We start from the raw sequence: 23,054 nt of genomic DNA, 5'->3' as shown, positions 1-23,054 counted from the left end.
ACCGGGGTGCCGGCCGGTCGCACGCTAAGACCGGACAGCCGCCGGACTTGTGACAGCCGCCGCGAACGTCTTCGCGGTCTATGAGCTCCTCCTCGGAATCCGTCCGTTGACGGATGGTGCGGCATTTCGTACGTTCCGCGTAGGCCGCACCCCGGGCGACCCGGACCGGAAGGGGTTGCAATGACCGCCGAGCTGGATCCGCACGGGAGTGAGCCCACCATCGGGCCCACCATCGAGACCGGCGTCGGGCCGGATATCGTGCCGGGGCCGCTTGCCACGCCACCACCGGAGTTCGCCCGCAGGCGCGAGTCGGGGCCGTTGGAGCCGGCGACCATGCCCAGCGGCGACCGCGTCCCGATGGCCGTCCGGTACGAGGACGTCCGCGCGCTGCTGGCCTCGCCCACATCCAGCCGCAATCTACGCATCCCCGGGTTGCCGCGGTTCGTGAGCGGCGTCGGCATCGACGACGACCCGGACGCGCTGATCAATCAGGATCCGCCGGAGCACACGCGCTACCGCAGGATCATGCAGGGCACCTTCACCCCGCGCCAGATCGAACCCTGGCGTCCCCGCGTCGCGGCGATCGCCCAAGAGCTCCTCGACGGTCTGGGCGACCGCTTCGAGCTGGTCCAGGGATACGCGCTGCGGCTGCCCGCCCATGTCATCTGCGCGATGCTCGGCGTGCCGATGGACCACTACGAGCAGTTCGTCCATTGGACGGACATGTTCCTGACCACCTCCACGGCCACCGAGCAGGCGCGTTACGAGGGCTACAGCGACTTCATGGCCTATGCCACCGAGCTGGTCGCCCAGCATCGCCTCTCGCCTGGCGAGGACCTCATCGACCTGCTCATCCAGGCCAGGGACTCCGGGGACCGGCTGTCGGAGGGCGAACTCGTCAACACCGTCTTCTCCCTGATCACGGCCGGTTACGAGACGACCGCCTCGATGATCGCCCGAGGCGTCTTCCGGTTGCTCCTCCACCCGAGCCAGTGGGACGAGCTGGTCGCGGACCCGGGCCTGACGGCCACCGCCGTCGAGGAGATCCTGCGCTTCGACGGGCCGCCCGCCAACGCCTTCATGCGCCGCATCACGGCGGACACCGACCTGCCCGGCGGCTCGCTGAGCGCGGGGACGGTCGTCATGCCGAACCTGAACGCGGCCAACCACGACCCGCAGGCGTTCCCCGAGCCCGGCCGGTTCGACATCCACCGTTTCACCGACCACCCTCCCAACCCCCATGTGGCCTTCGGTTATGGTCCGCACCGCTGCCTCGCCGCCAGTCTCGCCAGGGTCGAGCTCACCGAGGCGATCAGAGCCCTGGTCACCGGGCGACCCGCTCTCCGCCTGACCGACTCGCCCGAGTCGGTGGCATGGACCGACGGCCTGGCCCTTCGGCCGGTCGCCATGCACGTCACCTCGGCGGCAGAGGGTTCCTGAGCCATGCGCGTCACCTCGGCAGCGGCGGGTTCCTGACCGAGGCGGGGCCGGGCGCGGCCGGCAGCGGCCGCCGGGCCTCAGGCCGTGGCCCCGGTCCCTTCGAGTAGCGCGGTGCTGATCTGCCTGCGGGACGCGATGCCGAGCTTCGCGAAGACCTTGCGCAGGTGCCATTCGACGGTGTGCGGGCTGATGAAGAGCTGAGCGCCGATCTCGGGGTTCGTCAGCCCGTCACCGGCCAGGCGCGCGATCTGCGCTTCCTGGGCGGTGAGAGCGGTGTGCATCTCGACGGTGCGTTTGCGTACCGTCTCGCCGGTGGCCTGGAGCTCGCGCCGGGCACGTTCCGCGAACGCCTCGGCCCCCATGTCGCTGAGCATCTCGTACGCCATGCCCAGTTGCTCGCGTGCGTCGGCGCGGCGGTTCTCCCGGCGCAGCCACTCGCCGTAGAGCAGCCGGGTGCGGGCGAGCGTCGTCCGGACCTCGGTGCGGCCGAGCCGCTCGACCGCCTCGCGATACAGAGCATCTGCGGCCGGTCCGTCGCTCACCAGGGCGCGCGCGCTCGCCGAGGTGCCAAGAGCCCAGTCGGTGCCGCCGGCCCGGGCCATCTCGTCGAGTCGCCGGGCGGTTTCCGCGGCACGGGCCGGCCGTCCGCTCCGGGCGGCCGCCTCGACGAGCTCGACCATGGACGAGGAGGCCAGCCCCAGCTCCTGCGGGTGCTCGCAGCCACGCTCGGCCGCGACGTAGGCCTCCTCATAGCGGCCGAGGCCGTTGTAGAGCACGGCGCTCGCCCACTGGGTGGCGGTCAGCACCTTCCCTTCTCCTTCGAGGGCCCTGTCCCGGGTGATCGCTTCGATCACCTGACGTGTCGCGGCCTCCCGGCCCCTCCACGGGTGGAGCACCAGGGCGCCGTACTGGGCGAGGAAGCGGCTGCCCGTCACCTCACCGATCGTCATCGCCTCGGCGGCCAGCGTGCCGGCGACGTCGAGCTCGCCGGCGAAGACCCGATTCGACAGGCGCAGCAGCAGAGCCGACGGCAGCACCGACAAAGCTCCCGTCTCGCGGGCCAAATCGACCAGCCTCGCCGAGAGCACGGACCAGCTGTCGAAGTCCCAGACGTTATGGGCCATGCGGCATGCGAGCGGGAGCCAGCCGAGGCCTTCTTCCGCGGAGACGGCTTCGGCCCGGAAGGCGCTCAGGGCCTGCAGCAACATCGGCGCGCCCGCCGGGTAGCCCTCGGTGGCCACCACGGCCAGGCCGTTCAGGAGCAGGTCGTCGCGCCCCGGCCGAGGCCCCGGCGGCGCGCCGAGCACCGCCTCCGCGACATCCGGCAACTGGGCGCCGCTCGGCAGACGGCCTGCGGTGAGAGCCGCGTACAGCGCGTCGCGGTAGGTCTCACGGGCCAGCCCGGCGTCCAGCGGCTCCAGGTGCTTCCCGGCTCTGAGCAGCAGTGGCAGGGCAGCGCCGGCACTTCTGGACGCGAACACGATCTGACCGCGCAGCAGGCTGGACTGGGCGAGTTGGTGATCGTCGAGGGAGCCGAGCTCGGCCGCGTCCAGCAGTTCGAGCGCGGCGTCGTAGCCGCCGGCCTGGTATTTGGCCCGTGCAGCCGCCAGCGCCCTGGCGCCTCGGCGGGCGGGATCGGGGGTCAGCTCGGCCGCTCGCTCCAGGAACGCCGCCGCCGCCGCGACGCCTCCGCGCGCCTGCGCCCGATCGGCGGAGCGCTCCAGCTCGGTGGCCACCGTCTCGTCGGGGCCGGCCGTGGCGTTGGCCAGGTGCCATGCCCAGCGGTCGGGATCCGACCGGGCGTCGGTCGCGTCGGCCAGCGCGCGGTGGACGTCCTGCCGGTCCTGCGGGGCTGCCACGCGGTAGGCCGCCGAGCGCAGGAGGGGATGGCGGAAACGCACCCGGGCGCCGATGGTGATCAGCCCCGCCGCTTCGGCCGGGGCGGCCGCGGCCCACTGGATGTCGAGCAGCTCCGCCGCCCGCGTCAGCAACGTCACGTCGCCCACCGGCTCGGCCGCCGCGACGAGCAGCAGCCGCTGTGTCTCGGACGGCAGCGACCGGACCCGCCGCAGAAAGCTCTGCTCGATCCGGCCCACGGGCGCCCGCACGCCGGGCCGCCCGAGCGCGCCCGCCAGTTCGGTGGCCGTCAACCCCTTCGGCAGCTCAAGCAGGGCCAGCGGGTTTCCCTGGGCCTCGGCGACGATCCGGTCACGGACCCGCTCGTCGAGCCGCCCAAGGATCACGGTGTCCAGCAGCGCGCGGGCGTCGCCGTCGCTCAACCGCCCCACGTCGAGTCGCGGCAGCCCCGTGAGCTCGTGTTCGAGGTGGGGCTCGCGCACTGCGAGCACCAGCCCGATCGGCTCCGCGAGCAGGCGTCGCGCGACGAAGGCGAGGGTCTGCGCGGAGACCTCGTCGAGCCACTGGGCGTCGTCGACGAGGCAGACCAGCGGCCCTTTCCCGGCCACGTCGGCCAGCAGGTTGAGCACCGCGAGCCCGACCAGGAAGCGATCGGGCGGAGGTCCGGCGCTCAGGCCGAACGCCGTACCGAGCGCGTCGCGTTGCGGGCCCGGCAGGTGACCGAGGTGATCCAAGAACGGGGCGCACAGCTGATGCAGGCCGCCGAAGGCCAGCTCCATCTCGGACTCGACGCCCGCCACCCTGGCCGTCCGGCAGCCGGACGCGCTGCTTCGTGCGTATTCCAGCAGTGCCGTCTTGCCGATGCCGGCCTCGCCGCGCAGGACCAGGACCGAGCTGTTGCCGGCCTGCACGGCCGCCATGAGCCGGTCCAGCGTCTCGCACTCGATCTGCCGCCCACGAAGCCGCGACTCGGAACCTCCGCCTGTCATGGGCACTGCCCCCGCCGACCCTTCACCCGTTGACCGTTGACCGTTGACCGTCGACCGCCGGACGTAGGAGGCTACCCGCGCTTCCTCTCGGATCGGCGCGCAGCCACCTTTCCGGTGTTAACCCGGCAATCACCACCAGCCTGGTCATTATCGGCGGTCAGGGTGACTCTGCCTATAACGACCAGCGCGACGACCTCGGTGCGAAGCGGCCCGGGCCGCGCCCCCTGCCGCCCCCCTGCCGCGCCCCCGGCGTTCGCCCCGGGTCCACTGGGGACCCGCGGCATGCGGGCCAGGGTGTCGACCACGTGCTCTCCAGGGCGCGATGAGAGGGCTCCGGGCGCGACCGTGAGCACAGCGGCAACCGCCGGATGCCGGGTGTGAACGGAGCCGAGATCGTGACGATGAACCTGTCGGGCCCGCACGCGGACCACGCGGACCACGGGGACCACGGGGACCACGGGGACCACGCGGACCGGACCGGCCAGGGATCGATCGGAAGATGGGACGGAGCCGCCTCGGCGTTCGCCGGCGTCGCACCCCGGCTCTTCGCGATCGGCCTGCGTGTCCTGCACGACGTGGGCGAGGCCGAGGACGTGGTGCAGGAGACGTGGCTGCGCTGGGCCCGCGCCGACCGCTCGATCGTCGTCGATCCGCCCGCGTTCCTCGCGCTGACCACCACCAGGCTCGCCCTCAACGTCGCCCAGTCCGCGCGCAGGCGCCGGGAGACCACTGCCGGCGCCTGGCTGCCCGAGACGGCGGACCGCTCCGTCGGCCCCGAGACGGCGGCGGAACGGCATGAGGCGGTCGAGGCCGCGATCCGGCTGCTGCTGGAGAGACTGACCTCCGCCGAACGAGCGGTCTATCTGCTGCGCATGGCCTTCGACTACCCCTACCGCAGGATCTCCGAGATCCTCCATCTGAGCGAGGACCACGCGCGGCAACTCCTGCGGCGCGCCCGCCACCACCTCGCCACCGGCAGGCACACCCCGGTGAGCACCACCGGGCACCGGCGCCTCGTACGGACGTTCCTGTCCGCCGCGCAGACCGGCGACCTTGCTGAGCTGGAAGAGCTGCTCGCCGTCGGTGTCGCCCGCTGCTAGACCGCTCTACTCGGCGGGATCGCCGGGCCGGAGGTCGTCTTCCAGCACCTCCACCGCGGCGAGCAGACCCCGCAGGCCGATCTCCTCGCGCTCGGCGTCCGCCGGGTCGAAGAGCCAGTCGGTGACTGGCAGGGCGGCGGCGTCCTCCGGACGGCTGGACTCGACCTGGATCACCTCCGCCTCGACCTCGATTTCGAGCTCGTGCAGGAATTCGTTCTCGTCGCTCGGAACGGCCATCGTTCCTCTCTCCGTGTCTTGTGCGGATGGCTCGGCAGGGGCGGGACGCGATGACCGCGGCGACCTGCACCGCGTAGCCGGGACAGCAGCGCAGCCGAGCCGCAGCGCAGCCGGACAGCAGCGGAGCGGGAGACCGCGGCGCAGCCGGTACTGCGGCGCGGCCGGAGCGGCGGTGTGGCCGGTGATCGCGGTCATCGCGTGCGCCCTCGGGGGGATGAACCGCCTGGTCGGCTTACTTGCCGGTGGAGGTGCGGCCGAGCCAGTCGTGGTAGCGGATCGTGCCGAGGGCCGCGTCGTCGTCGTTGAGCGGAACGAGCGACCGCTCGGTCAGCTCGCTGCCGAAGTAACGCGCGTGCGGGTCGGTGACCACCTCGCGCGGGTCACCCCAGGCGATCAGCGCCTGCCGGAAGAACTCGTCCATGAGGGACTGCTCGGGCCCGGCGATCTCGATCTTGCCGTTCAGCGGCGACCCCACCGCGGTCCGGCCGACCGCCTGGGCGACATCGTCGCCCGCGATGGGCTGGAAGAGCACCGGCGCCATGTGCACCTTGCCGTCCACCGTGGCGTCGTCCGCGATGCCCCGGGCGAACTCGAAGAACTGGGTCGAGTGCACGAGCGAGAACGGGATCCCCGACTTCTCGATCAGCTGCTCCTGGGCGATCTTCGCCGCGAAGTAGCCGTTCTCCGGCATCCGCTCCGTTCCCACGATCGAGACCGCGACATGGTGACCCACGCCCGCCTCCGCCTCCGCGGCGAGCAGGTTGCCCGTGGAGGTCTCGAAGAACTTCAGCACCGCGGCCCTCTCGAACGACGGTGAGTTCGACACGTCGACCACGACCTTCGCGCCCGTCAGCACCTCGGCCAGCCCCTCACCGGTCAGCGTGTTGACGCCGGTGTTCGGCGATGCCGCGACCGCCTCGTGGCCGTGCTCGCCCAGCTTCTTCACCAGCTTGGACCCGATCAGGCCGGTGCCGCCGATTACCACGATCTTCACTGCGCTCTCCTTCTGTCCGCCGGGTCACTTCGTCGTCACCCGGTCGCCAGCTAAGACCGGACAGCCCTCGGGGTTGTGACGGCAACCGGCAGGTTCACGTCAACTCGTCATCGGTCACGTGGTCATGACGGCGTGCTCCGGTGCGGGACCCGGCGGCCGCCGTCCAGATCGTGACGGCGACCAGCAGAACGCAGACGGCCGCGATCGCCGCGACCATGCCGGCCACGCCGATCCAGGGCGTCGCGAGTGGCAGCGACAGGACGATGACGACGCACCCCAACACAGCGGCCGGGTACATGACGGGCTCTGCGACGACAATCACGTGCACCGCCCACAGCAGGGCGAGACACACCCCTACCGGGACGGCGACCGCGTAGCCGAGCGCCGGCGACGCCGCGACGCCGTGCCCGCTCTTCTCCACCGTCACCTCGAGCCCGGCGCCGAGGGCTGCCAGAGCCGCGAAAATTCCATAGTGGCCATATCCCCACAAATAGGACCGATGGCGACGATCACTGAGACCGTCCCCCGCAGGCCCGAGGAAATACAGCCACCAAAGAGCGAACAGCAGGATGAGACCGGCGACCGCGATCACGACGAAGGGACCGCCGACCGCGTCCGCCTCCAGCGCTCTTCCGACCCCTCTGCTCGCGGCCAGCACGCTCTCACCGAGCAGGATGATCGTGAACAGGCCGTAGCGCTCGGCGATGTGGTGCGGGTGCCAGTTGGTGGCCCTGGCCCGCTCCGCCCACCACGGCACCGCGAGCTCCAGGGCGGCCAGGCAGACGAAGAACGGCAGGCCGAAGGACGCGGGCAGCACTCCCGTCTCCACGAGGACGAGCCGCGACAGCCAGCCCAATTGCAGGAAGGCGATGCCGCCGGCGTAGCGAAACGCGGTGCGGCGCCGCGCCGGGTCTTCGAGACCGGCCCGCAGCCATTGGGCGACGAGCCCGACTCTCATGACGAGGTAGCCCAGCGTGATGACCCCGTAGGCGGAGTGGCTCGCCGCGGCGGGCACGCCGGCGGCGAGGACCAGCACGCCGGCCATCTGCACCATGGTCAGCAGCCGGTAGGCGACGTCGTCGGTGTCGTACGACGAGGCGAACCACGTGAAGTTCATCCACGCCCACCAGATCGCGAAGAACACCTGAAGGAACGGCACCAGCCCGGCCAGGCCGTGACCGCCGGCGATGTCGTGCGCGAACTGCGCGGTGACGGCCGCGACCGCGACCACGAAGGTGAGATCGAACAGCAGCTCGAGCTGACTCGAAACGCGGTGCGGCTCATCGATGGCACGGGCGCTCATCCGGACCCGGATCCGGATCGTGGTGCCTGCTGGGGGCAAGGTCCTGCTCCTGTCGCTGTGCAACGTACGGTCCGCCCCGAAGACAGAGCAGAGTCTCGATCTGTGACAAGGCGGCGCCGGGATCGCGCGTTTCCGGCTGCGGTAATGCGCGGAACGGGCACCGGTGGGTTGGGGGTGGGGTGCGGTCCGGTCAGCGCGTGAGCCACTCCCGATAGGTGGTTTCGGCGATGACGGCGCCGTCCTTGGCGACGAGGGCGTGGCCCGAGACGGCGGCGTACATGCCGGCGCTGTCGTCGGTGACGACAGTGCGGTGGTCGCCACGGGCGGCGAGGGCGATCCTGCCCAGCTCGTCGAGCGCGAGGACCTCGGGGCCTGCGATGTCCAGAGTGCCACGCAGCGGGACGCCCCCGCTGACGTCGGCCACGGCCCGGGCGACCTCGTCGGCGGCGATGGGCTGCATGAGGGTGGCGGGCAGGCGGACCGTGTGCTCGTCGGAGGTCCAGGACAGCACCGTGCCGATGAACTCGAAGAACTGCGTGGAACGCACGATCGAGTACGGCACGGGGCCCGCCTTGAGCAGGTCCTCCTGCAGCACCTTCGCGCGGTAGTAGACCGATCCGGGCACCAGCTCGGCGCCCACGATCGACAGGATGACCGCGTGGCCGACGCCGGCCGCCTCGGCGCCGGCCAGCAGGTTGTCCATCGTCTTCCGGAAGAAGGCGGGCGAGGCGTCGTCGAAGGTCCGCGGCTTCGACAGGTTGACGACGACGTCGGCGCCCGCCAGCGCCTCGGGCAGGCCCCGCCCACTGAGCAGGTCCACTCCGGTGGACGTCGAGTGTGGCACCGCCTCGTGCCCGCGGGTGTTCAGGATCTCGACCACCCGGGATCCGATGAGGCCGGTCCCGCCGATGACAGCGATCTTCATCTCCTGGCCTCCCGTCGTCGGACACGACAAAACGCTATAGGCACTTCAGCCAGGCCACGATGGGCAGGCTCACTCCGTCCGGTGTCCTGACCCATCGGTATCCCGCCTCGACTCTGGCGCCCGCAGGTCGTGGGCTGTTCGTCTGTTTGTCCCAGAGACAGGAGGGGCGACCGCCGACCGTGGGCTGACCGGCATCCGTCCACACCAGGTTGCCGTAAAAGCTTGAGCTGACTCCGTTGTCCGCCTGGAAAGCCCCCTTCTCACCCTCCGATGTGAGGAACGCATGACCCTCGGCCACGCGGAGCGGCGCGGTGCCGAAAGGCAGCCGGGTCGCGATGAAACCGCCGGCGAAGAGGGAGGCGACAACGACAACGGCAAGCCACGCTCGGCTCAGCGGAACTGCTTTCGTCAGCGGAGCGAGGGGCATGTCCGCACTGTATCGCGGCAATCGCGCGATATGTCTGCGCTTTTGTGCGCAACACCTATTGAGCTGATCGGTGAAATTCTGAAAGGCGGGATTGCGACGGCCACGGAGGCCGGCGAGCTGATTTTCAGAAGTCGCCTTTTCGCCATAAGCGGGACGCTTCCCGCGCTCATCGGACCGGTACGTCTCCTCCAGCAGTGGATTGCCCGAGACGATGAACGAGTCGATTCCCAGGGCGTGATACTCGCGGATGCATGCGGCGACCGACTCCGGGCTGCCGACCAGCGCGATGCCGGGACCGCCGTGCGGCTCTTCGCCGTTCCAGGGCGACGGTGCGGGGCCGGAGTCGTCCGGCAGGGGTGTTGTCGTGAGGCAAGCTGATGACGTGAGTGTCCATGTGCCTCCGGACGATGCCGGAGCCCCACGTGCGCAGGCCGGCCCCAACCCGCAGCACCTGCTGGCGACCTTGCTCGGTGAGTACCTCGACTCCTCGGAGGCGGGCCTCCCGTCGACGGCGGTGGTCGCGATGCTCGGGGAGTTCGGTATCAGCGAGTCCAGCGCGCGGGCCGCGCTGTCCCGGCTGACCAAGCGTGGCCTGATCGCCGTGCGGGGATCCGGACGGCCACCCGTGTATCACCTCACGCCTCAGGCGATCGCCCGGCATCGGTCCCGGATGGATCATTTCCTCGGCTTCGGCGCACACCCGCCGCAGTGGACCGGCGACTGGGTGACCGTCTCGTTCTCGATCCCCCAATCCGGTCAGGCGCGGTCAGGCCAGGGACAGTCCGGCCAGGCGTGGTCCGGCCAGGCCCCACGGCACGCGGTCCGCAAGGCTCTGGGGTCGCTGGGGTTCGCGCGGCTGTACGACAGCGTGTGGATCCGGCCCGGATCCGACACCGGGCCGGTGACTCAGGCGCTGCACGACATTCTGGACGACGTCGACGGTGGTCGATGGTCGGTGATGCACACCCGGTTCGACGAGGAGACCGGCCCGCATGGACCGGCCGCCGCCTACGACCTGGCCGGCCTCGCCGCGGCCTACGAGGCATTCATCGCGCAGTATTCGGACCTGCGGGTGGCCGTCCGCGACGGTGAGATCGACGCGAGCCGGGCGCTGGTGGCCCGGACCTCCGTCATGGATTCCTGGCGGAGGTTTCCGGACATCGACCCGAACCTGCCCGAGCACCTCCTGCCGGCACCGTGGCCCCGCCAAACCGCCAGGGACCTCATGCTGGAAATCCATTCGGCTCTGGGTTCGCTCGCCGAGGCGCGGCTCATCCAGGTAGCGACGCCGTACTGGCCGGACGCCGCGTCATGGATCACCCACTTCCACGCAGCGGAGAACTTCGTCTCGGCCCGGGCCGGCGGGGACGGCTGAAGAAACTTTCACGCGCTCGGCCGCCGGCCCGGCTCCCGGAAACGTCTCTCGCGACCGTCGCGACGCGTCCACTTTCGGCCGGCCGCCGCCCACCGAGGTTTCCCCGGCGTCTCCGGCAGACCGGTCGTGGTGACCTGCGCCGGAGCCGCCTCCACCCCGGTCCGTCCTCCTGGCGCCGGGCAGGGGAGCGGCTACGCCATCCCGAGGATCGGCCTGCACCCCGCACCCGAATGCGTCAGGGGCGGGTCCTGTCCGCGAAGGCGCCGCTCGACGTGCCGGACCACGGTCGCTTGACACTTTTGGTGACCGTAGTGATATTAACTGCACGCTGCTCTCATCGGCCTGTTTCGCCTGGCGCGGGGCGCGACTCGCCGTCGATGGCCCGCCATATCCCCAGATCCGGTCGGCGCCGACCACCTGGCCGCGGTGGCAGTCATGTGCCGTTGCCGCGCTCCTTCGGCGTGTAGCCGCGTGATCCAGATCCGACACAGAGCGCCGTCGTCACCCCCTCGGAGGGCGAAATGAGAAAACGCTCGATCATCAGCGCAGTGCTGGCGGCCGCGATCGCCCCGGTCTGCGCCGGAGTAGTGGCGCTCACCACGACCCCGGCCGCCGCGGCGGTCGGTGGCTCGGGCCCCTACCCGGCTGATTACGAGACCTCGAACAGCCTGCCCAATCACACCATCTACCGGCCCGGAACCCTCCCGTCCGAGAAGCTCCCCGTTTTCGTCTGGGGCAACGGTGGCTGCTCCGCCAACGGGACGGGGCAGTTGAACTTCCTCCGCGAGATCGCCTCGCACGGGTTCCTGGTCATCGCCAGCGGCAGCCCGAACGGCTCCGGTTCGACGACGTCCCAGATGCTCACGCAGTCCATCGATTGGGCGGTCGCGGAGAACAGCCGTCAGGGCAGCAAATACAACGGCAGGATCGACACCGGAAAGATCGCTGTAGGGGGCTGGTCCTGCGGAGGGTTGGAGGCCTACGCCGTCTCCAACGACTCACGTGTCACCACGACGACCATCTTCAGCAGCGGGCTGCTGAACGACTCCGACGACTACCAGCTCCGCCGGCTGACGAAGCCGATCGCCTACTTCATCGGCGGGCCCAGTGACATCGCCTATCCGAACGCCATCGACGACTGGGGCAAGTTGCCGTCAGGGCTGCCCGCGTTCATGGGCAACCTGAACGTGGGGCACGGCGGCACTTACGACCAGACGAACGGCGGCGAGTTCGGCCGCGTGGCGGTGCTGTACCTCAAGTGGCGGCTGAAGGGCGACACGACGGCCGGCGCCAACTTCGTCGGCTCCAACTGCGGTCTGTGCAACACCCAGTGGCAGGTCCAGCAGAAGAACCTCACGCTCGACGGCGGCACTTCCTCCCCCTCCCCGTCACCGAGCGGCAGCCCGTCCCCCAGCCCGACCGTGTCTCCGACCCCCGGTGGCGGTAGCGGGGCGATCAGGGGGGTGGCCTCCGGCCGCTGCCTGGACGTCCCCGCCGCGAGCACCGCGGACGGCACGCAGGTGCAGATCTGGGACTGCAACGGCCAGACCAACCAGACCTGGGCCTCCACCTCCGCCGGTGAGATCCGGGTGTACGGCAACAAGTGCCTCGACGCGGCCGGCACCGGCAACGGCGCCAAGGTGCAGATCTACTCCTGCTGGGGCGGCGACAACCAGAAGTGGCGGGTGAACTCGGACGGGTCCATCCAGGGCGTCCAGTCCGGGTTGTGCCTCGACGCCGTCGGCGCCGCCAACAGCAACGGCACCAAGATCCAGCTGTACTCCTGCCACGGCGGCGCCAACCAGAAGTGGACCTGGAACGGATAGCCCGCACCTGTGGCCTGCGGTGCGGAACACCCCGCCGCACCGCAGGCCGCGACCCGGCGGCCCCTCACCCGCCGATGGGGCTGACAGCCGGTACGGAAGCCGTATCGGAAGGACCCGCCCGGACACTGCGCGAACAGCCAAAGTGCCCTGGCAGCTCACGAGCGAGCCTGAATGTCGGTGGGGCGCTCTAATGTCCCGGCCATGACTCCAGCGACGCAGGCGTACACGTACGCCGCGCCCTCCTCCCTTGTCGACGGTCGCCTCGGATTGGCGACCTCCGGCGGCCGGGCCCTGTCCGGCCCGGCCACGGCCCCCCGGTTCTTCAGCGGCGTGGTGACCCAGGCGGCCCCCGCCGCTGCGGGCCTGCTCGGCGTCGCCGACGTGGCGCTGGCCCGCTACCACCAGCCGCAGGCGCGGCCCGGCTGGGTGCGGGACCCGGTGGTGACGTGCAACGGAGACCGATTACGGTTCGAGTCGTTCTCAGCCTGTGGCGGCGTGTATGCCCGGCTCGATCTGCTGAACGGCACCCTCGACGGCGAGGTGTTCGACCGGGGCACCACCAACGTCGACGTGAACGCGCCGCTCCGGGAGGCGCTGGCGCGCATCGGCACGCGTGACCCGCTGCATCTGGGGGTGGGCCTCGACGAGCTGGTCGTGACCACGATGGACGGCGCGGTGGTGGAGAAGAAGGTGCCGCTGCCCGAGCGGTGGTTGCGCGGCTTCGCCGAGGTTCAGGTCATCGCCTCGGGCATGGATCAGCGCGGTGAGCTGACCGGCATGGCGGCGGTGCGGTTCCTGCGCGGGCTGCCGAGGAAGGGCACGGTGTGGGTGGCGCAGGCGGGGCGTGAGCTGAAGGTCTCCGACCGCCAGGTTCCGGGCTCGGTCCGGCTTGCCGGCTCCAACCGGCTCGGCACCCTCCTGCCGCTGCTGCGCTTCGCGAAGGCCCTCCGGGTGTACGGCCCGGCCGACGCCGCCTCCAGCGCCTGGGAGCTGGAGCTGCCGGGCATGCGCTACACGCTCACCCTCTCGCCCGAGCGCTGGCGCGGCTTCTCCGGCGAGGGCGCGGTTCTCGACGACCTGGCCACCGACGAGGCCGAGAACGACGCCGACGTGGTGGGCATGCTGCTCAACTTCGAGCCCGAGGTCGAGATCGGCCTGCTGGCGGGCCGCGCGGGCATCCCCGCCGACCGGGTGCGTGCCGCGCTGACGCAGCTCGGCGTCGCCGGCCGGGTCGGCTACGACCTGGCGGAGGCCGCCCACTTCCACCGTGAGCTGCCCTATGACAAAGACAACGTGATCCTGCTCAACCCCCGGCTGGCCAAGGCGCGCACGCTTGTCGACGCGGGCGCCGTGCACCTCGAAGGGGAGTCGGCCACCGTCCGCACCCCGGGCGGTGCGCGCCGGGTCTCACTGGCCGACGGCTCCTGCACCTGTGAGTGGTGGTGGGACCATCGCGGCTCTCGTGGGCCGTGCAAACACGTGCTGGCCGCCCGGATCGTCGCCCGCGCCGCAGTGGAGGTCTCCCGATGACCGTCTGGACGGAGATCCGCGATCTGATCAGCGGTAACCACGTCTCCCGCCTGGCCGACCGGCTGGTCACGCTCACCGAGGAGGAGCGCGCCGAGCTGGGCGGACGGTTGCCCGGCCTCGTCAAGGAGCTGCGCCACGCCCGCACGGAGCAGGTGCGCGCCCAGCATCCCGACGACTTCGAGGAGCTGGCCTCCTGGGAGGTCGGCGACCTGCTCGACAAACTGGCCGGCGCGCTGCTGCTGACCGGTGTCGGCGTGATCACCGGCCCGGCGGCCGCCGTGACGTGGATGACCGGCCGCGACGTCAACCGCCGCTGGGCCGAGGACCCCAACATCGCTCAGGTGTGCCGGGTGGCGGCCACCCGTCCCCTGGAGTGGCGTCGCGATGTCGCGGTCCGGCTGGCTCAGCGGGTGCGCCGTCCCACCGACCGCATCGCGCCGCTGGCGGTGGCGCTGCTGCGCGAGTCCGGCGCCGTGCCTCCCGACCACGACCCGCTCGTGGCCGCCTGGCTGGCCGCGCCGAGCGTGGCCGATGACCCGCTGACCCCGGTGCTGCTGCCCCGTGTCTTCACCGCTGACGGCGCGGGCCGCGCTCTCCGTGACGAGCGGCTGGAGCCCCGGCCGACTCGCTGGCTGGCCACCGCCGCCCGCGAACTGCCCAGGGAGCAGGTGCTCGACGGATGCGTGCGCCGTTTCCTGCGCGGCGGCGAGGCGCAGGACCTGCGCTTCTTCGTCCGGCTGCACACGCTTCTCGACCCCACGCCCGCGGAGTCCGCGCCTCGCCTGCGCGACTACCTGCGGTTGTTGCCGTCGGCTCCGGGCACGGTCGCGGAGCTGGCCGCCGGGCAGGTGCGCGGGGCGATGCCGCTCGACCACGCCGACCTGGCCGAGGCGGTCGACGCGCTCACCTTCCGGGACGAGTCCAAGCTCGCCGCCACGGGCCTGCGCTGGCTCGACCAGGCGATCCGGGCCACGCCCGAGGCGGCCGCCGACTTCGTGACCGCGCTGACCACGGCGTACGCGCACAAGTCCTTCGACGTGCGCGGCCGCGCGGTCGAGCTGACCCTGAAATACGCCGGCCTGTTCGCCGACCACGCCGAGGCGATCCTCGACGGCGCCCGGCACCTCCCCGCCGACCTGGCCGCGAAGCTGGCCGGGCAGTTCGGCGGGGACACCCCGGTCGAGGAACTGCCGGAGCAGAAGGACTTCCCGCCGCTGCCCGAGCCGGCGGAGACGCGGCGGTTCCCCGAGCCGTCGATCTTCCCCGACTACCAGGAGCGCTGGGTCGGCCAGGAGCGCTGGCTGGCGGCCTTCGTCGCCGGAATCGCCGACGACCGGGAGGGACTGCGTCGCACGCTCAAGCCCCACGTCGAGCAGAACCAGGGCTACTGGCGGTCCAGACAGGTGCGCACCGACCCCGGCGACTGGCAGTCGGCGCTGTCCGCCGAGTTCGTCACCCCCGGCAGCGTGCCGGAGTTACCGCCGATCGGGCCGGAGAGATTCTGGGACAGTGCGAACCACTCCGTGAGACTGCGTCTGCTCACCCGTAGCGAGGAGCCCGAGCCAGAGCCGTCGCCCCGGCGAATCACGGTGGGCGGCGTCTACCGGCCTGGCCGCTATCTCGACGACGACACTCCGCTGCGCGCCTTCTTCATCACCTGGACCAGTGACGACGGCCCTGACGGAGCGGTGGCCCACGAAGGTGACCGGCGGATCCCCTTCGCCAGGGGCCGGATCCACCTGAACGGCTCCCCGACCGACGTTGAAGAGGCGTGGCATGACGGCGCCGAGGAGGAGGACGAGGAGATCTGGGACGACGAACTGCCGGATCGCCCCCATCCGGTGCGGACGAGACCAGGCGCCTTGTACGACGACTCCGTGGAGGCCATGCCGTCCTTCATCCTCGACCGCGCCTACGAGCACATGGCCGAGCTCGGCGTGAACCCCGCCCGTATCGCGGCGATGCGAAAGGGGGAGCCGGTGCCTCCGCCGCAATCGGGCGAACCGCTCGTGGAGGTGACCGTCGTCTTCGTTCCGCCCCGGCTGCGTTCCTTCATGCCCAAGGAACTGCCCGAGCACGACGAGTGGCGTCGGCGCAACCAACTGCCCCATCCCAATCGGGTCTCCCCGCCCCACGACTTCCTGCTGCACCGCTACGCGGAACTCGCCGAGGCCCTCCGCAACGGCACCCTGCCGCCGGTGCTGCTGGCCACGCCGACCTGGATGAGCGGCCGCCTCGACCCCGACGTGCTGATCGACCGGCTGGAGACCTGCGCCGCCGCCGACGTCGAGCCACCCCCGGCCGACCTGGCGCAGGCGCTGCTGCGGTTGCCCAGGGGCCGCCACCAGGCCGCGGCCGACCGGGCCGCGAAGGTCGACTCGGAGGCGGCGCGCTCGGCCGCCCGCTGGCTCGCCGGTGACGGCATGGCCGACCCCGAGTGCGGCCACGTGTGGCGCCATATGGTCAACGCCTCCATGGTCGACTTCGGCGACGGCGAACCGGAACACTTCACCGAGGTCAGACTGCGGCCCGTGCTGCGGATGACGGCCCCGACCGGTCATCGGCTGATCGACGAGGTGCTGCTGCGTGAGCCGTTCGACTGGACGATCGACGAGTCCGACGGAACGCTGAGGGCATGGCCCGGCATGCTGCCCTCGCACCGCGAGGTCGCGGCCGTCAACTTCCTTCCGTTCCTGCTGCGCGGCCACTGGGGCGGGCGGGTGACTCCGGCGGACGTCGCCGGCCTGGAGATCGCCGATGGCCCGATGGGCGAGTCAACGGCGGTGATCCTCGCCTTCCTCCTGGCCGGCGGCGTGCCCGACATGATTCCGCTGGTCCTGCGCATGGCCGCCAGGGGCGAACTGCCCGCCGAGGCGATCGGCCGCCAGCTCGCGCTGGTGCTGCGCCGCACCTGGCGGGAGACCCGTCCCGCCATCGCGGCCCTGACCGAGCTGGCCGACGCCGGCGGCCATCACGAGGTGTGGCGCATCCTGCGCACACTGCTACCCGGGATGTTGCCGGGCGAGGGGCAGCGCGCCACCGTGACTCATTCCGCACTCGTCGCCTTCGCGGCGGACGTGGCACGCTGGACCGGCGCGCGCGGGGAGATCCCGGTCATCGGCGAGTTCGCGCGGAGCCGCCGGACGACGCGCTTCGTCCACGAGTGCAGACGCCTCCACGCCCAGCTCACCGGGACCATGTCGTGACCGCGCACATGCGGGGCCGGAGGCCCCGCTTCTGATCCGATCTGCGAGCGTGTGGACGTGATGATCGGCGGCTTGGCCCGTGCTGTCACGGGATGTCGATGCGCGCCTCCGGCGTGTGGTGGTGCCATTCGGTCATCGACTGGTACGCATCGCCCACCTCGAGCACCAACCGTTCGCCGAAGGCCGGGCCGGTGATCAACATGCCGACCGGGCTGTGGCGACCCGCACCGATGGGCACGCTCAGCGTCGGACCGAGCGACAGGCACCAGGGGTGGGTGAAGCGCGTCAGCAGTGGCGTGGTCGTGGCCATCGCCGAATCGTCGATCAGCGGCGCGCTGATCGACGTGGCCGGGGTGACGATCACGTCCACCTGCTCGAATGTCAGGGCCAGTGAATGTCGCCAGCGCTCGGTCCAGCGCCTGCTCGTGGAGTATTCGACGCCGGTCGTCGCGCCACCCAGCCGCAACCTGTGAGTCAGGTCGGAGCCGTACTGCTCGGGGTGCGTGGTGAATCGCTCGGCGTGCACACCGTAGAAGTCGGTGAACATCTGGGTGGCCATGTTCGGCAGCGCTTCGGACGCGGCGGCCAGTTCGAGTTCGACCAGCTTGGCGCCCTGCCCGGCGAGAACGCCGAGCGCCTCCTCGAACCGGGCCGCGATCTCCGGCTCTTCGGCGACGAAGTGGCCGCGTGGTACCCCGATGCGAAGCCCGGGCAGGCGGGTCTCCTTGTGCCCGGCGTCCCAGTGCCCGGCGTCCCACTCACGGGCCGTCGGCGGCTGGTCGGGGTCATCCGGGTCCCATCCGGCGATGACCTGGAGAAGACGGCGCACCTGACCCACGGAGCGGGCGATCGGGCCGGTGGTGTCGAAGTTGCTGCTGACGGGGAAGACGCCTCGGTTGGAGACCAGGCCGAGGCTCGGGCGCAGACCCGTCAACCCGTTCAGAGCCGCAGGGATCACGATCGACCCGCCCGTGTCCGTGCCGAGCGCGGCGTCACACAGTCCGAGAGCCACGGCCGCGGCCGACCCTCCGCTTGAGCCGCCGGCAACACGCGCTGGATCCCACGCGTTGCCGACGTTGCCGTAGTGCTCGTTGTGCGACGTGGCGCCCATGGCGAACTCCGAGAGATTCGTCTTGGCGAGAACCACCCCGCCGGCCGCCCTGATGCGTGCCACCACCTCGGCGTCGGCATCCGGAACGTGATCGCGATACATCGCCGAGCCCATCGTGGTCGGATGTCCGGCGGTCGCGATCACGTCCTTGAATCCCACCGAGAGCCCGGCCAAAGGTCCGGGGGAGCTGCCGGGCCTGTCCAGCTCCGCTGCGACGACAGCTGCTTCGGGCAGCTTGCTGATCACCGCATGGTAGGAACCGTTGAGCCGGTCGATCCCATCCAACTGAGCCGCGATCCGGTCCTGTTTCGTCGTCAACGCCCTGCCCTCCGCCGTCTCAATTGGTCGGTTCGACGTCCAGCGGCAGGTCGGTGGCCGCCGCGGTCAATCCTGCGTCGACGGGAATCGTCACTCCGGTGATCCATCGCGCGTCCTCACTGAGCAAGAACACGACTGCCCGCGCGACGTCCCATCCGGTTCCCGCGGTGCCCAGCAGTGACGCCGCCCGGCGCGTTTCGCGATACTCCTCGGTCATCGACGCGGCGTCGACCATCGGTGTTTCGACCAGCCCCGGCGCCACCGCGTTCACGCGGACCCCGGCCCGCCCATGGTGCGCCGCCATCGCCCTGGTCATGTTGATCAGGGCGCCCTTGGACGTCGGGTAGAGAAGGAACGGGTGGCCGCCGCGAAGGGCCGCGGTCGAAGCGATGTTCACGATCGCTCCACCGCCGCGCGTCAGGTCAGGCAGGCAGGCTTTGCTCATCAGCATCGTGGAGGTGATGTTGATCTCCAGCCCACGTGCCCATTCGGCGGGGTCGACGTCGGCCGCGGTGCCGGGCGCACCTATGACACCGACGGTGTTCACCAGTCCGTCGACCCTGCCGAACCTCTCGGAGGCCTGCTCGGCGACCCTGCGGGTGTCCTCCACCGACGTGGTGTCGGCACGGACGACCAGCGTCCGATCGGCGTACTCCTCACCCAGGAGGTCGCGCGTGCGCCGGGCCGACGCCGCGTCCCGGTCGACGATCACTACCGAGGCGCCTTCGAAGGCGGCGAGCATCGCGATCGCGCGCCCGTTCCCGATCTCGTCGCCGAGCGCGCCGGCGCCGGTGACGACGACAACACGGTCCTGCAGCCTGCCGCCCGGCCCGGTCACCTGCGCGACCTCGCGGAGCTGGTTCGGTCCCATCATGATCCTCCTTGCGGCTCCTTTGACGCCTCACCCATCAGGCCGGACTCATCAGGCCGGTCTGTCCCCGGCTTCGACCTTGAGCGTCCGGCTGTCGACGGCAGGAAGCATTTGCGCCGGATCCCGGGTCACCGCGACATCGATCACGACCGGCCGTCCGCGTTCGGCGAGGGCTCGGGTGAGCGCGCCGGCGAGCTGACCAGGGTCGTCCACCCGGATCCCGAGGCAACCGTACGCCTCCGCGATCCGTGCGTAGTTCAGCTCGCTCAGGTCGCTCGACTCGTAGCTGCCAGGTCCGTACACCGCGTGTTGCAGCGCCTTGACGTATCCCGAAGCGGCGTTGTTCACGACCAGGAGAACGAACTCCATCTTCTCCCGGACCGCCGTCTCCAACTCCCCGACCGTCATGTTGAACCCACCGTCTCCGGTGAGGCCGATCACCGGCGACCGGCCCGCCAGGAAGGCGCCCATCGCTCCGGGCAGCCCATAGCCGATCGAGGCGAACCCGCGGTCGCTGATGTAGCCGCGACCGGCCTGCTTGGTGTTGTACAACAGTCCGGTCCAGTGACTGGCGAAACCGCCGTCCGCCACCACCACCGCCTCAGGCGGCAGCAAGATGTTCATCTCGTTGATCAGCCGGGCCATGTGAACCGGGCTGTCCGCGGAGGCGTACCGCGGTTCCGCCTCCCGCTCCCAGGCCGTGCGCCGCTCGGCGATCTCCTGCCAGAACGACGTCCGCTGCGGGGGGACGCGGTCCGACAGCGCCTCGTGGAGACGGCTCAGACCCTCCTTGGCGTCTCCCCAGAGGGCGACATCGATCTTGGTGTAGCGGCCGAGTTCCTCGGCGGTGTTGTCCAGGTGCACGATCGGGATCCCTGCCCGCGGAATCGTGTAGCGCTTGGTGGCGATCTCACCCAGCTTGCTCCCGACGACGACCAGCGCGTCGGCCGAGTCGATGATCTCGTTGGCGAATCGGCTGTACCGTCCGAACAGTCCGATCGACCGGTCGTCGAGACAGGAGAGCGCGCCCTTTCCGCTGAGGGTGTGCGCGACCGGCGCGTTGAGCGTTTCGGCGAGAGCGGCGAGCTCGGCGTACGCGTCGGCCAGGTGCACGCCTCCGCCGGCGAGGATCACCGGCCGCTGTGCGCCCTCGAGCACAGCGACAGCGTCCTGTACGGCGTCGGGCGCGGGGCTGGACCGGGTGGACGGGACGCGCGTCGCACGCTGATCGGCCCAGAAGTCGGCGGCGGCGAAGTGATGCTCGGCGTGCGCGATGTCCTCCGGAACGGCCAGGACGACCGGGCCGGGCCGGCCCGACGTGGCGACTGAGAACGCTCGGCGCACCAACTCCGGAATGCGGGCGATGTCCTCGACCCGCAGGTACTCCTTCACCGCCGGTCGCAGCAGCTCCTCCTGCCGCGTCTCCTGGGTCATGTTCTTCCAGGAGTGGGAACGATGGGTGTCGCCGACCAAGGCGACGATCGGGATTCCCGCGTTCAACGACTCGACCAGCGCGGTCACCAGGTTGGTGGCGCCGGGCCCCAGCGTGGCGTCGCACAATCCGGGTCGCCCGGTCGCCCTGGCGTAGGCGTCGGCGGCGAACGCACCGGCTCGCTCATCGTTGATCAGGATGTGACGCATCCCGAGCTGACGCGCCCCCTCGTAGAACGGGAGCATCTGGAACCCGCCCATGCCGAATATCGGCCCGGGCTCGTAGAGTTTGATCATCTCGGCGATCGCCCGGCCACCGGAACAGATCCTTGTGGACTCCTGGCTATTGATGATCATCTGACTCCATCCTTGATTCGCGAATTATTCCGGCAACCGGCGGATCACTTCGATCAGCGATGCGCCGGCCCGCGCACCGCTTCGAATGGCGAGGCTGTTGGCGTACGAGACGACACCGGAGCGCAGAGTCGACGACCCGTCGCCGATCTCGGCACTGTCGTGGCGAACCGTCACCGCGGGAACGCCCTGAGAGTCGAGCACCTCAAGCCGCGCGATGCCGGCCTGGTCCTTTCCGACGCCCGCGTCGTTGAAGGCGGCGAAGCGAGCCGGGTGCTTGAGCGCCCTGGCGGCTCGACGCCCCGGCAGCCCCCCATGCGATCCGGTCACCGCCACGCTGCCCGCGGCATCCGGCCCGATCAGTGAAGCCGAGTCGAGGATGACCACGTGGTGAGGGCCGACCTGACGGCTCGCCGAGGCGAAGCCGGCCGTATCCGTCTCCTGTGCGTGAGCGGCTGACGTGCGGAGCGCGGCCACCGCGGCGAGGCAGCTGTGGCCCGGGCGCACTCCGAGCGCCTGGGCGGTGCCGTTGCACGCGGACACGACTCCCGACCGCATGGTGTCCCGGCCGTCGCCGATGCGAGCGGAAAGGTGCGAGACCACGGCGGCCGGCACTCCCCAACGGTCGAGGTCCGCCAGGGATCGCGTGCCGGCGCCGTTCAGTCCGACGCCGGCGTCATTGAAGATCACCGCCGCGACACCGTGGGCGAGCGCATGCCGTCCGCTGGCCAGCCCGCCGTGGGAACCCGTGACGGCGACCTTGTGACGATCTCCCGCTTGCAGTTCGGTAATGCTGTCAAGCACGGTGACAGGTCGAAGATCGATCAGGGCCGCCGACGGGTTCACCTGATTGCAGCCGTCATCCATAGGGTGAACGTACCACTTCTCGGAACTACGGACTGCCAGGTGGAACCAGCGATAGAATCGTTGGGTATTGGAAGGAGTCGCTCATGGAGAGCGTTCGCAGCGTCACGCGCGCGGCAGGGATCGTCGACGTCGTGGCCAACGGGGGCGCCGAAGGGGCGCGGCTGATGGATGTCGTGACCGCGACCGGCCTGCAGAAGACCACGGTGCACCGGATCCTCGCGACGCTCACCGAGCTCGGCTGGCTGGAGCAGACCGAGGCCGGCTCATTCCACCTCGGCCCCAAGCTCGTCGGTCTCGGCACCGAGGCGTTGAACCGGCACGGGATCGTCGACATAGCCGGGCCGCGGTTGGCCGCGCTGGCGCGCACGACACACGACACGGTTTTCCTGTCCACCCGGAGCGGCATCGAATCGCTCTGCGTGGACCGCGTGCTCGGCAGCTTCCCGATTCGCACCCTGACCTTGCAGGTCGGCGACAGGCGCCCCCTCGGAGTCGGCGCCGGCGCGATGGCGTTGCTCGCCTGGCTGCCGGACGACGAGATCGAGGCGGTTCTGGCCAGCTCACCTTCCAGCTCGCGCTATCCGCGGCCGGACGCCGCGTCTGTGCTGCAGGCCGCGCGTACGGCACGTGAGCGCGGTTACACGGTGAACAACGGCGGTATCGTGCCTGGTGCGGTCGGTGTCGGCGTCCCCGTGCTGGCCGAGGACGGTCTGCCCATCGCCTCGCTCAGCGTCGCCGCCGTCGAGACTCGGATGGGGCCGGAGCGTATCGCCGCCATCGCGGAGCGGATGGCCGTCGAGGCGGGCGTGCTGCGCGAGGATCTGCGCGAAGTCGCCCCTCGGCTGAGTGAGCCGAGCATTCGCCGGCTGCTGGATCCGCACCTCTAGCGCGCT

16 protein-coding genes are annotated in these 23,054 nt (G+C 70.6%); 7 read left to right on the top strand and 9 right to left on the bottom strand.

Going from position 1 to position 23,054, the window contains the following annotated elements; all coding sequences use genetic code 11:
* Positions 1 to 180: 180 nt before the first annotated feature.
* Positions 181 to 1,440, top strand: coding sequence for a cytochrome P450 (locus ACGFIB_RS21535; RefSeq protein ID WP_393374331.1), 1,260 nt, complete (start codon positions 181 to 183; stop codon positions 1,438 to 1,440).
* A gap of 77 nt (positions 1,441 to 1,517) precedes the next feature.
* On the opposite strand, the gene ACGFIB_RS21530 is transcribed toward ACGFIB_RS21535, so the two are convergent.
* Positions 1,518 to 4,286 carry a helix-turn-helix transcriptional regulator gene (locus ACGFIB_RS21530; RefSeq protein WP_393374328.1) on the bottom strand — a complete coding sequence of 923 codons (2,769 nt, stop codon included), beginning with the start codon at positions 4,284 to 4,286 and terminating at the stop codon, positions 1,518 to 1,520.
* 401 nt (positions 4,287 to 4,687) lie between these two features.
* Here ACGFIB_RS21530 and ACGFIB_RS21525 point away from each other — a divergent pair, with 401 nt between their 5' ends.
* Positions 4,688 to 5,386, top strand: a complete 699-nt coding sequence (locus ACGFIB_RS21525) for a sigma-70 family RNA polymerase sigma factor (protein WP_393375073.1) — start codon at positions 4,688 to 4,690, stop codon at positions 5,384 to 5,386.
* A gap of 6 nt (positions 5,387 to 5,392) precedes the next feature.
* On the opposite strand, the gene ACGFIB_RS21520 is transcribed toward ACGFIB_RS21525, so the two are convergent.
* From ACGFIB_RS21520 to ACGFIB_RS21505, 4 genes are all read right to left on the bottom strand, one after another.
* Positions 5,393 to 5,623 (bottom strand): hypothetical protein, encoded by a 231-nt coding sequence (locus ACGFIB_RS21520; RefSeq protein ID WP_142572237.1) that lies wholly within the window; start codon positions 5,621 to 5,623, stop codon positions 5,393 to 5,395.
* A gap of 232 nt (positions 5,624 to 5,855) precedes the next feature.
* On the bottom strand, positions 5,856 to 6,617 hold the full coding sequence (locus ACGFIB_RS21515; RefSeq protein ID WP_142572236.1) for an SDR family oxidoreductase: 762 nt from the start codon (positions 6,615 to 6,617) through the stop codon (positions 5,856 to 5,858).
* 94 nt (positions 6,618 to 6,711) lie between these two features.
* Positions 6,712 to 7,959 carry a low temperature requirement protein A gene (locus ACGFIB_RS21510; protein WP_393374325.1) on the bottom strand — a complete coding sequence of 416 codons (1,248 nt, stop codon included), beginning with the start codon at positions 7,957 to 7,959 and terminating at the stop codon, positions 6,712 to 6,714.
* 151 nt (positions 7,960 to 8,110) lie between these two features.
* Positions 8,111 to 8,845: an SDR family oxidoreductase gene (locus tag ACGFIB_RS21505; RefSeq protein WP_393374323.1), complete on the bottom strand. Its 735-nt coding sequence runs from the start codon at positions 8,843 to 8,845 to the stop codon at positions 8,111 to 8,113.
* Positions 8,846 to 9,654: 809 nt separating this feature from the next.
* Here ACGFIB_RS21505 and ACGFIB_RS21500 point away from each other — a divergent pair.
* From ACGFIB_RS21500 to ACGFIB_RS21485, 4 genes are all read left to right on the top strand, one after another.
* Positions 9,655 to 10,647: a PaaX family transcriptional regulator gene (locus ACGFIB_RS21500; RefSeq protein ID WP_357245020.1), complete on the top strand. Its 993-nt coding sequence runs from the start codon at positions 9,655 to 9,657 to the stop codon at positions 10,645 to 10,647.
* Between the two features lie 521 nt (positions 10,648 to 11,168).
* The gene (locus tag ACGFIB_RS21495) at positions 11,169 to 12,473 is read left to right on the top strand and encodes a ricin-type beta-trefoil lectin domain protein (RefSeq protein ID WP_393374320.1); all 1,305 of its coding nucleotides are present in this window, start codon (positions 11,169 to 11,171) and stop codon (positions 12,471 to 12,473) included.
* 201 nt (positions 12,474 to 12,674) lie between these two features.
* The gene (locus ACGFIB_RS21490) at positions 12,675 to 14,003 is read left to right on the top strand and encodes an SWIM zinc finger family protein (protein ID WP_393374318.1); all 1,329 of its coding nucleotides are present in this window, start codon (positions 12,675 to 12,677) and stop codon (positions 14,001 to 14,003) included.
* The gene (locus tag ACGFIB_RS21485; protein WP_393374315.1) at positions 14,000 to 17,209 is read left to right on the top strand and encodes a DUF7824 domain-containing protein; all 3,210 of its coding nucleotides are present in this window, start codon (positions 14,000 to 14,002) and stop codon (positions 17,207 to 17,209) included. The genes ACGFIB_RS21490 and ACGFIB_RS21485 overlap by 4 nt, the downstream gene beginning before the upstream one ends.
* A gap of 85 nt (positions 17,210 to 17,294) precedes the next feature.
* On the opposite strand, the gene ACGFIB_RS21480 is transcribed toward ACGFIB_RS21485, so the two are convergent.
* The 4 genes from ACGFIB_RS21480 to ACGFIB_RS21465 are packed head-to-tail and all read right to left on the bottom strand — an operon-like array spanning position 17,295 to position 22,161.
* Complete coding sequence (locus tag ACGFIB_RS21480) at positions 17,295 to 18,638, bottom strand: amidase (RefSeq protein ID WP_393374313.1); 1,344 nt, start codon at positions 18,636 to 18,638, stop codon at positions 17,295 to 17,297.
* Between the two features lie 19 nt (positions 18,639 to 18,657).
* Positions 18,658 to 19,512, bottom strand: coding sequence for an SDR family NAD(P)-dependent oxidoreductase (locus tag ACGFIB_RS21475; RefSeq protein ID WP_208762280.1), 855 nt, complete (start codon positions 19,510 to 19,512; stop codon positions 18,658 to 18,660).
* Positions 19,513 to 19,560: 48 nt separating this feature from the next.
* Complete coding sequence (locus ACGFIB_RS21470; protein WP_393374310.1) at positions 19,561 to 21,297, bottom strand: thiamine pyrophosphate-binding protein; 1,737 nt, start codon at positions 21,295 to 21,297, stop codon at positions 19,561 to 19,563.
* 24 nt (positions 21,298 to 21,321) lie between these two features.
* The gene (locus tag ACGFIB_RS21465) at positions 21,322 to 22,161 is read right to left on the bottom strand and encodes a hypothetical protein (RefSeq protein ID WP_393374308.1); all 840 of its coding nucleotides are present in this window, start codon (positions 22,159 to 22,161) and stop codon (positions 21,322 to 21,324) included.
* A gap of 83 nt (positions 22,162 to 22,244) precedes the next feature.
* On the opposite strand from ACGFIB_RS21465, the gene ACGFIB_RS21460 reads away from it, so the two are divergent.
* The gene (locus ACGFIB_RS21460) at positions 22,245 to 23,048 is read left to right on the top strand and encodes an IclR family transcriptional regulator (protein WP_142572220.1); all 804 of its coding nucleotides are present in this window, start codon (positions 22,245 to 22,247) and stop codon (positions 23,046 to 23,048) included.
* The last annotated feature ends 6 nt before the right edge of the window (positions 23,049 to 23,054 follow it).

Origin of the sequence: Microbispora bryophytorum, assembly GCF_043197435.1 — a bacterium.
In the GTDB taxonomy this organism is placed as follows: domain Bacteria; phylum Actinomycetota; class Actinomycetes; order Streptosporangiales; family Streptosporangiaceae; genus Microbispora; species Microbispora bryophytorum.
Note: the sequence above shows the minus strand (reverse complement) of the source record. Positions and strands in the feature narration are given on the sequence as shown.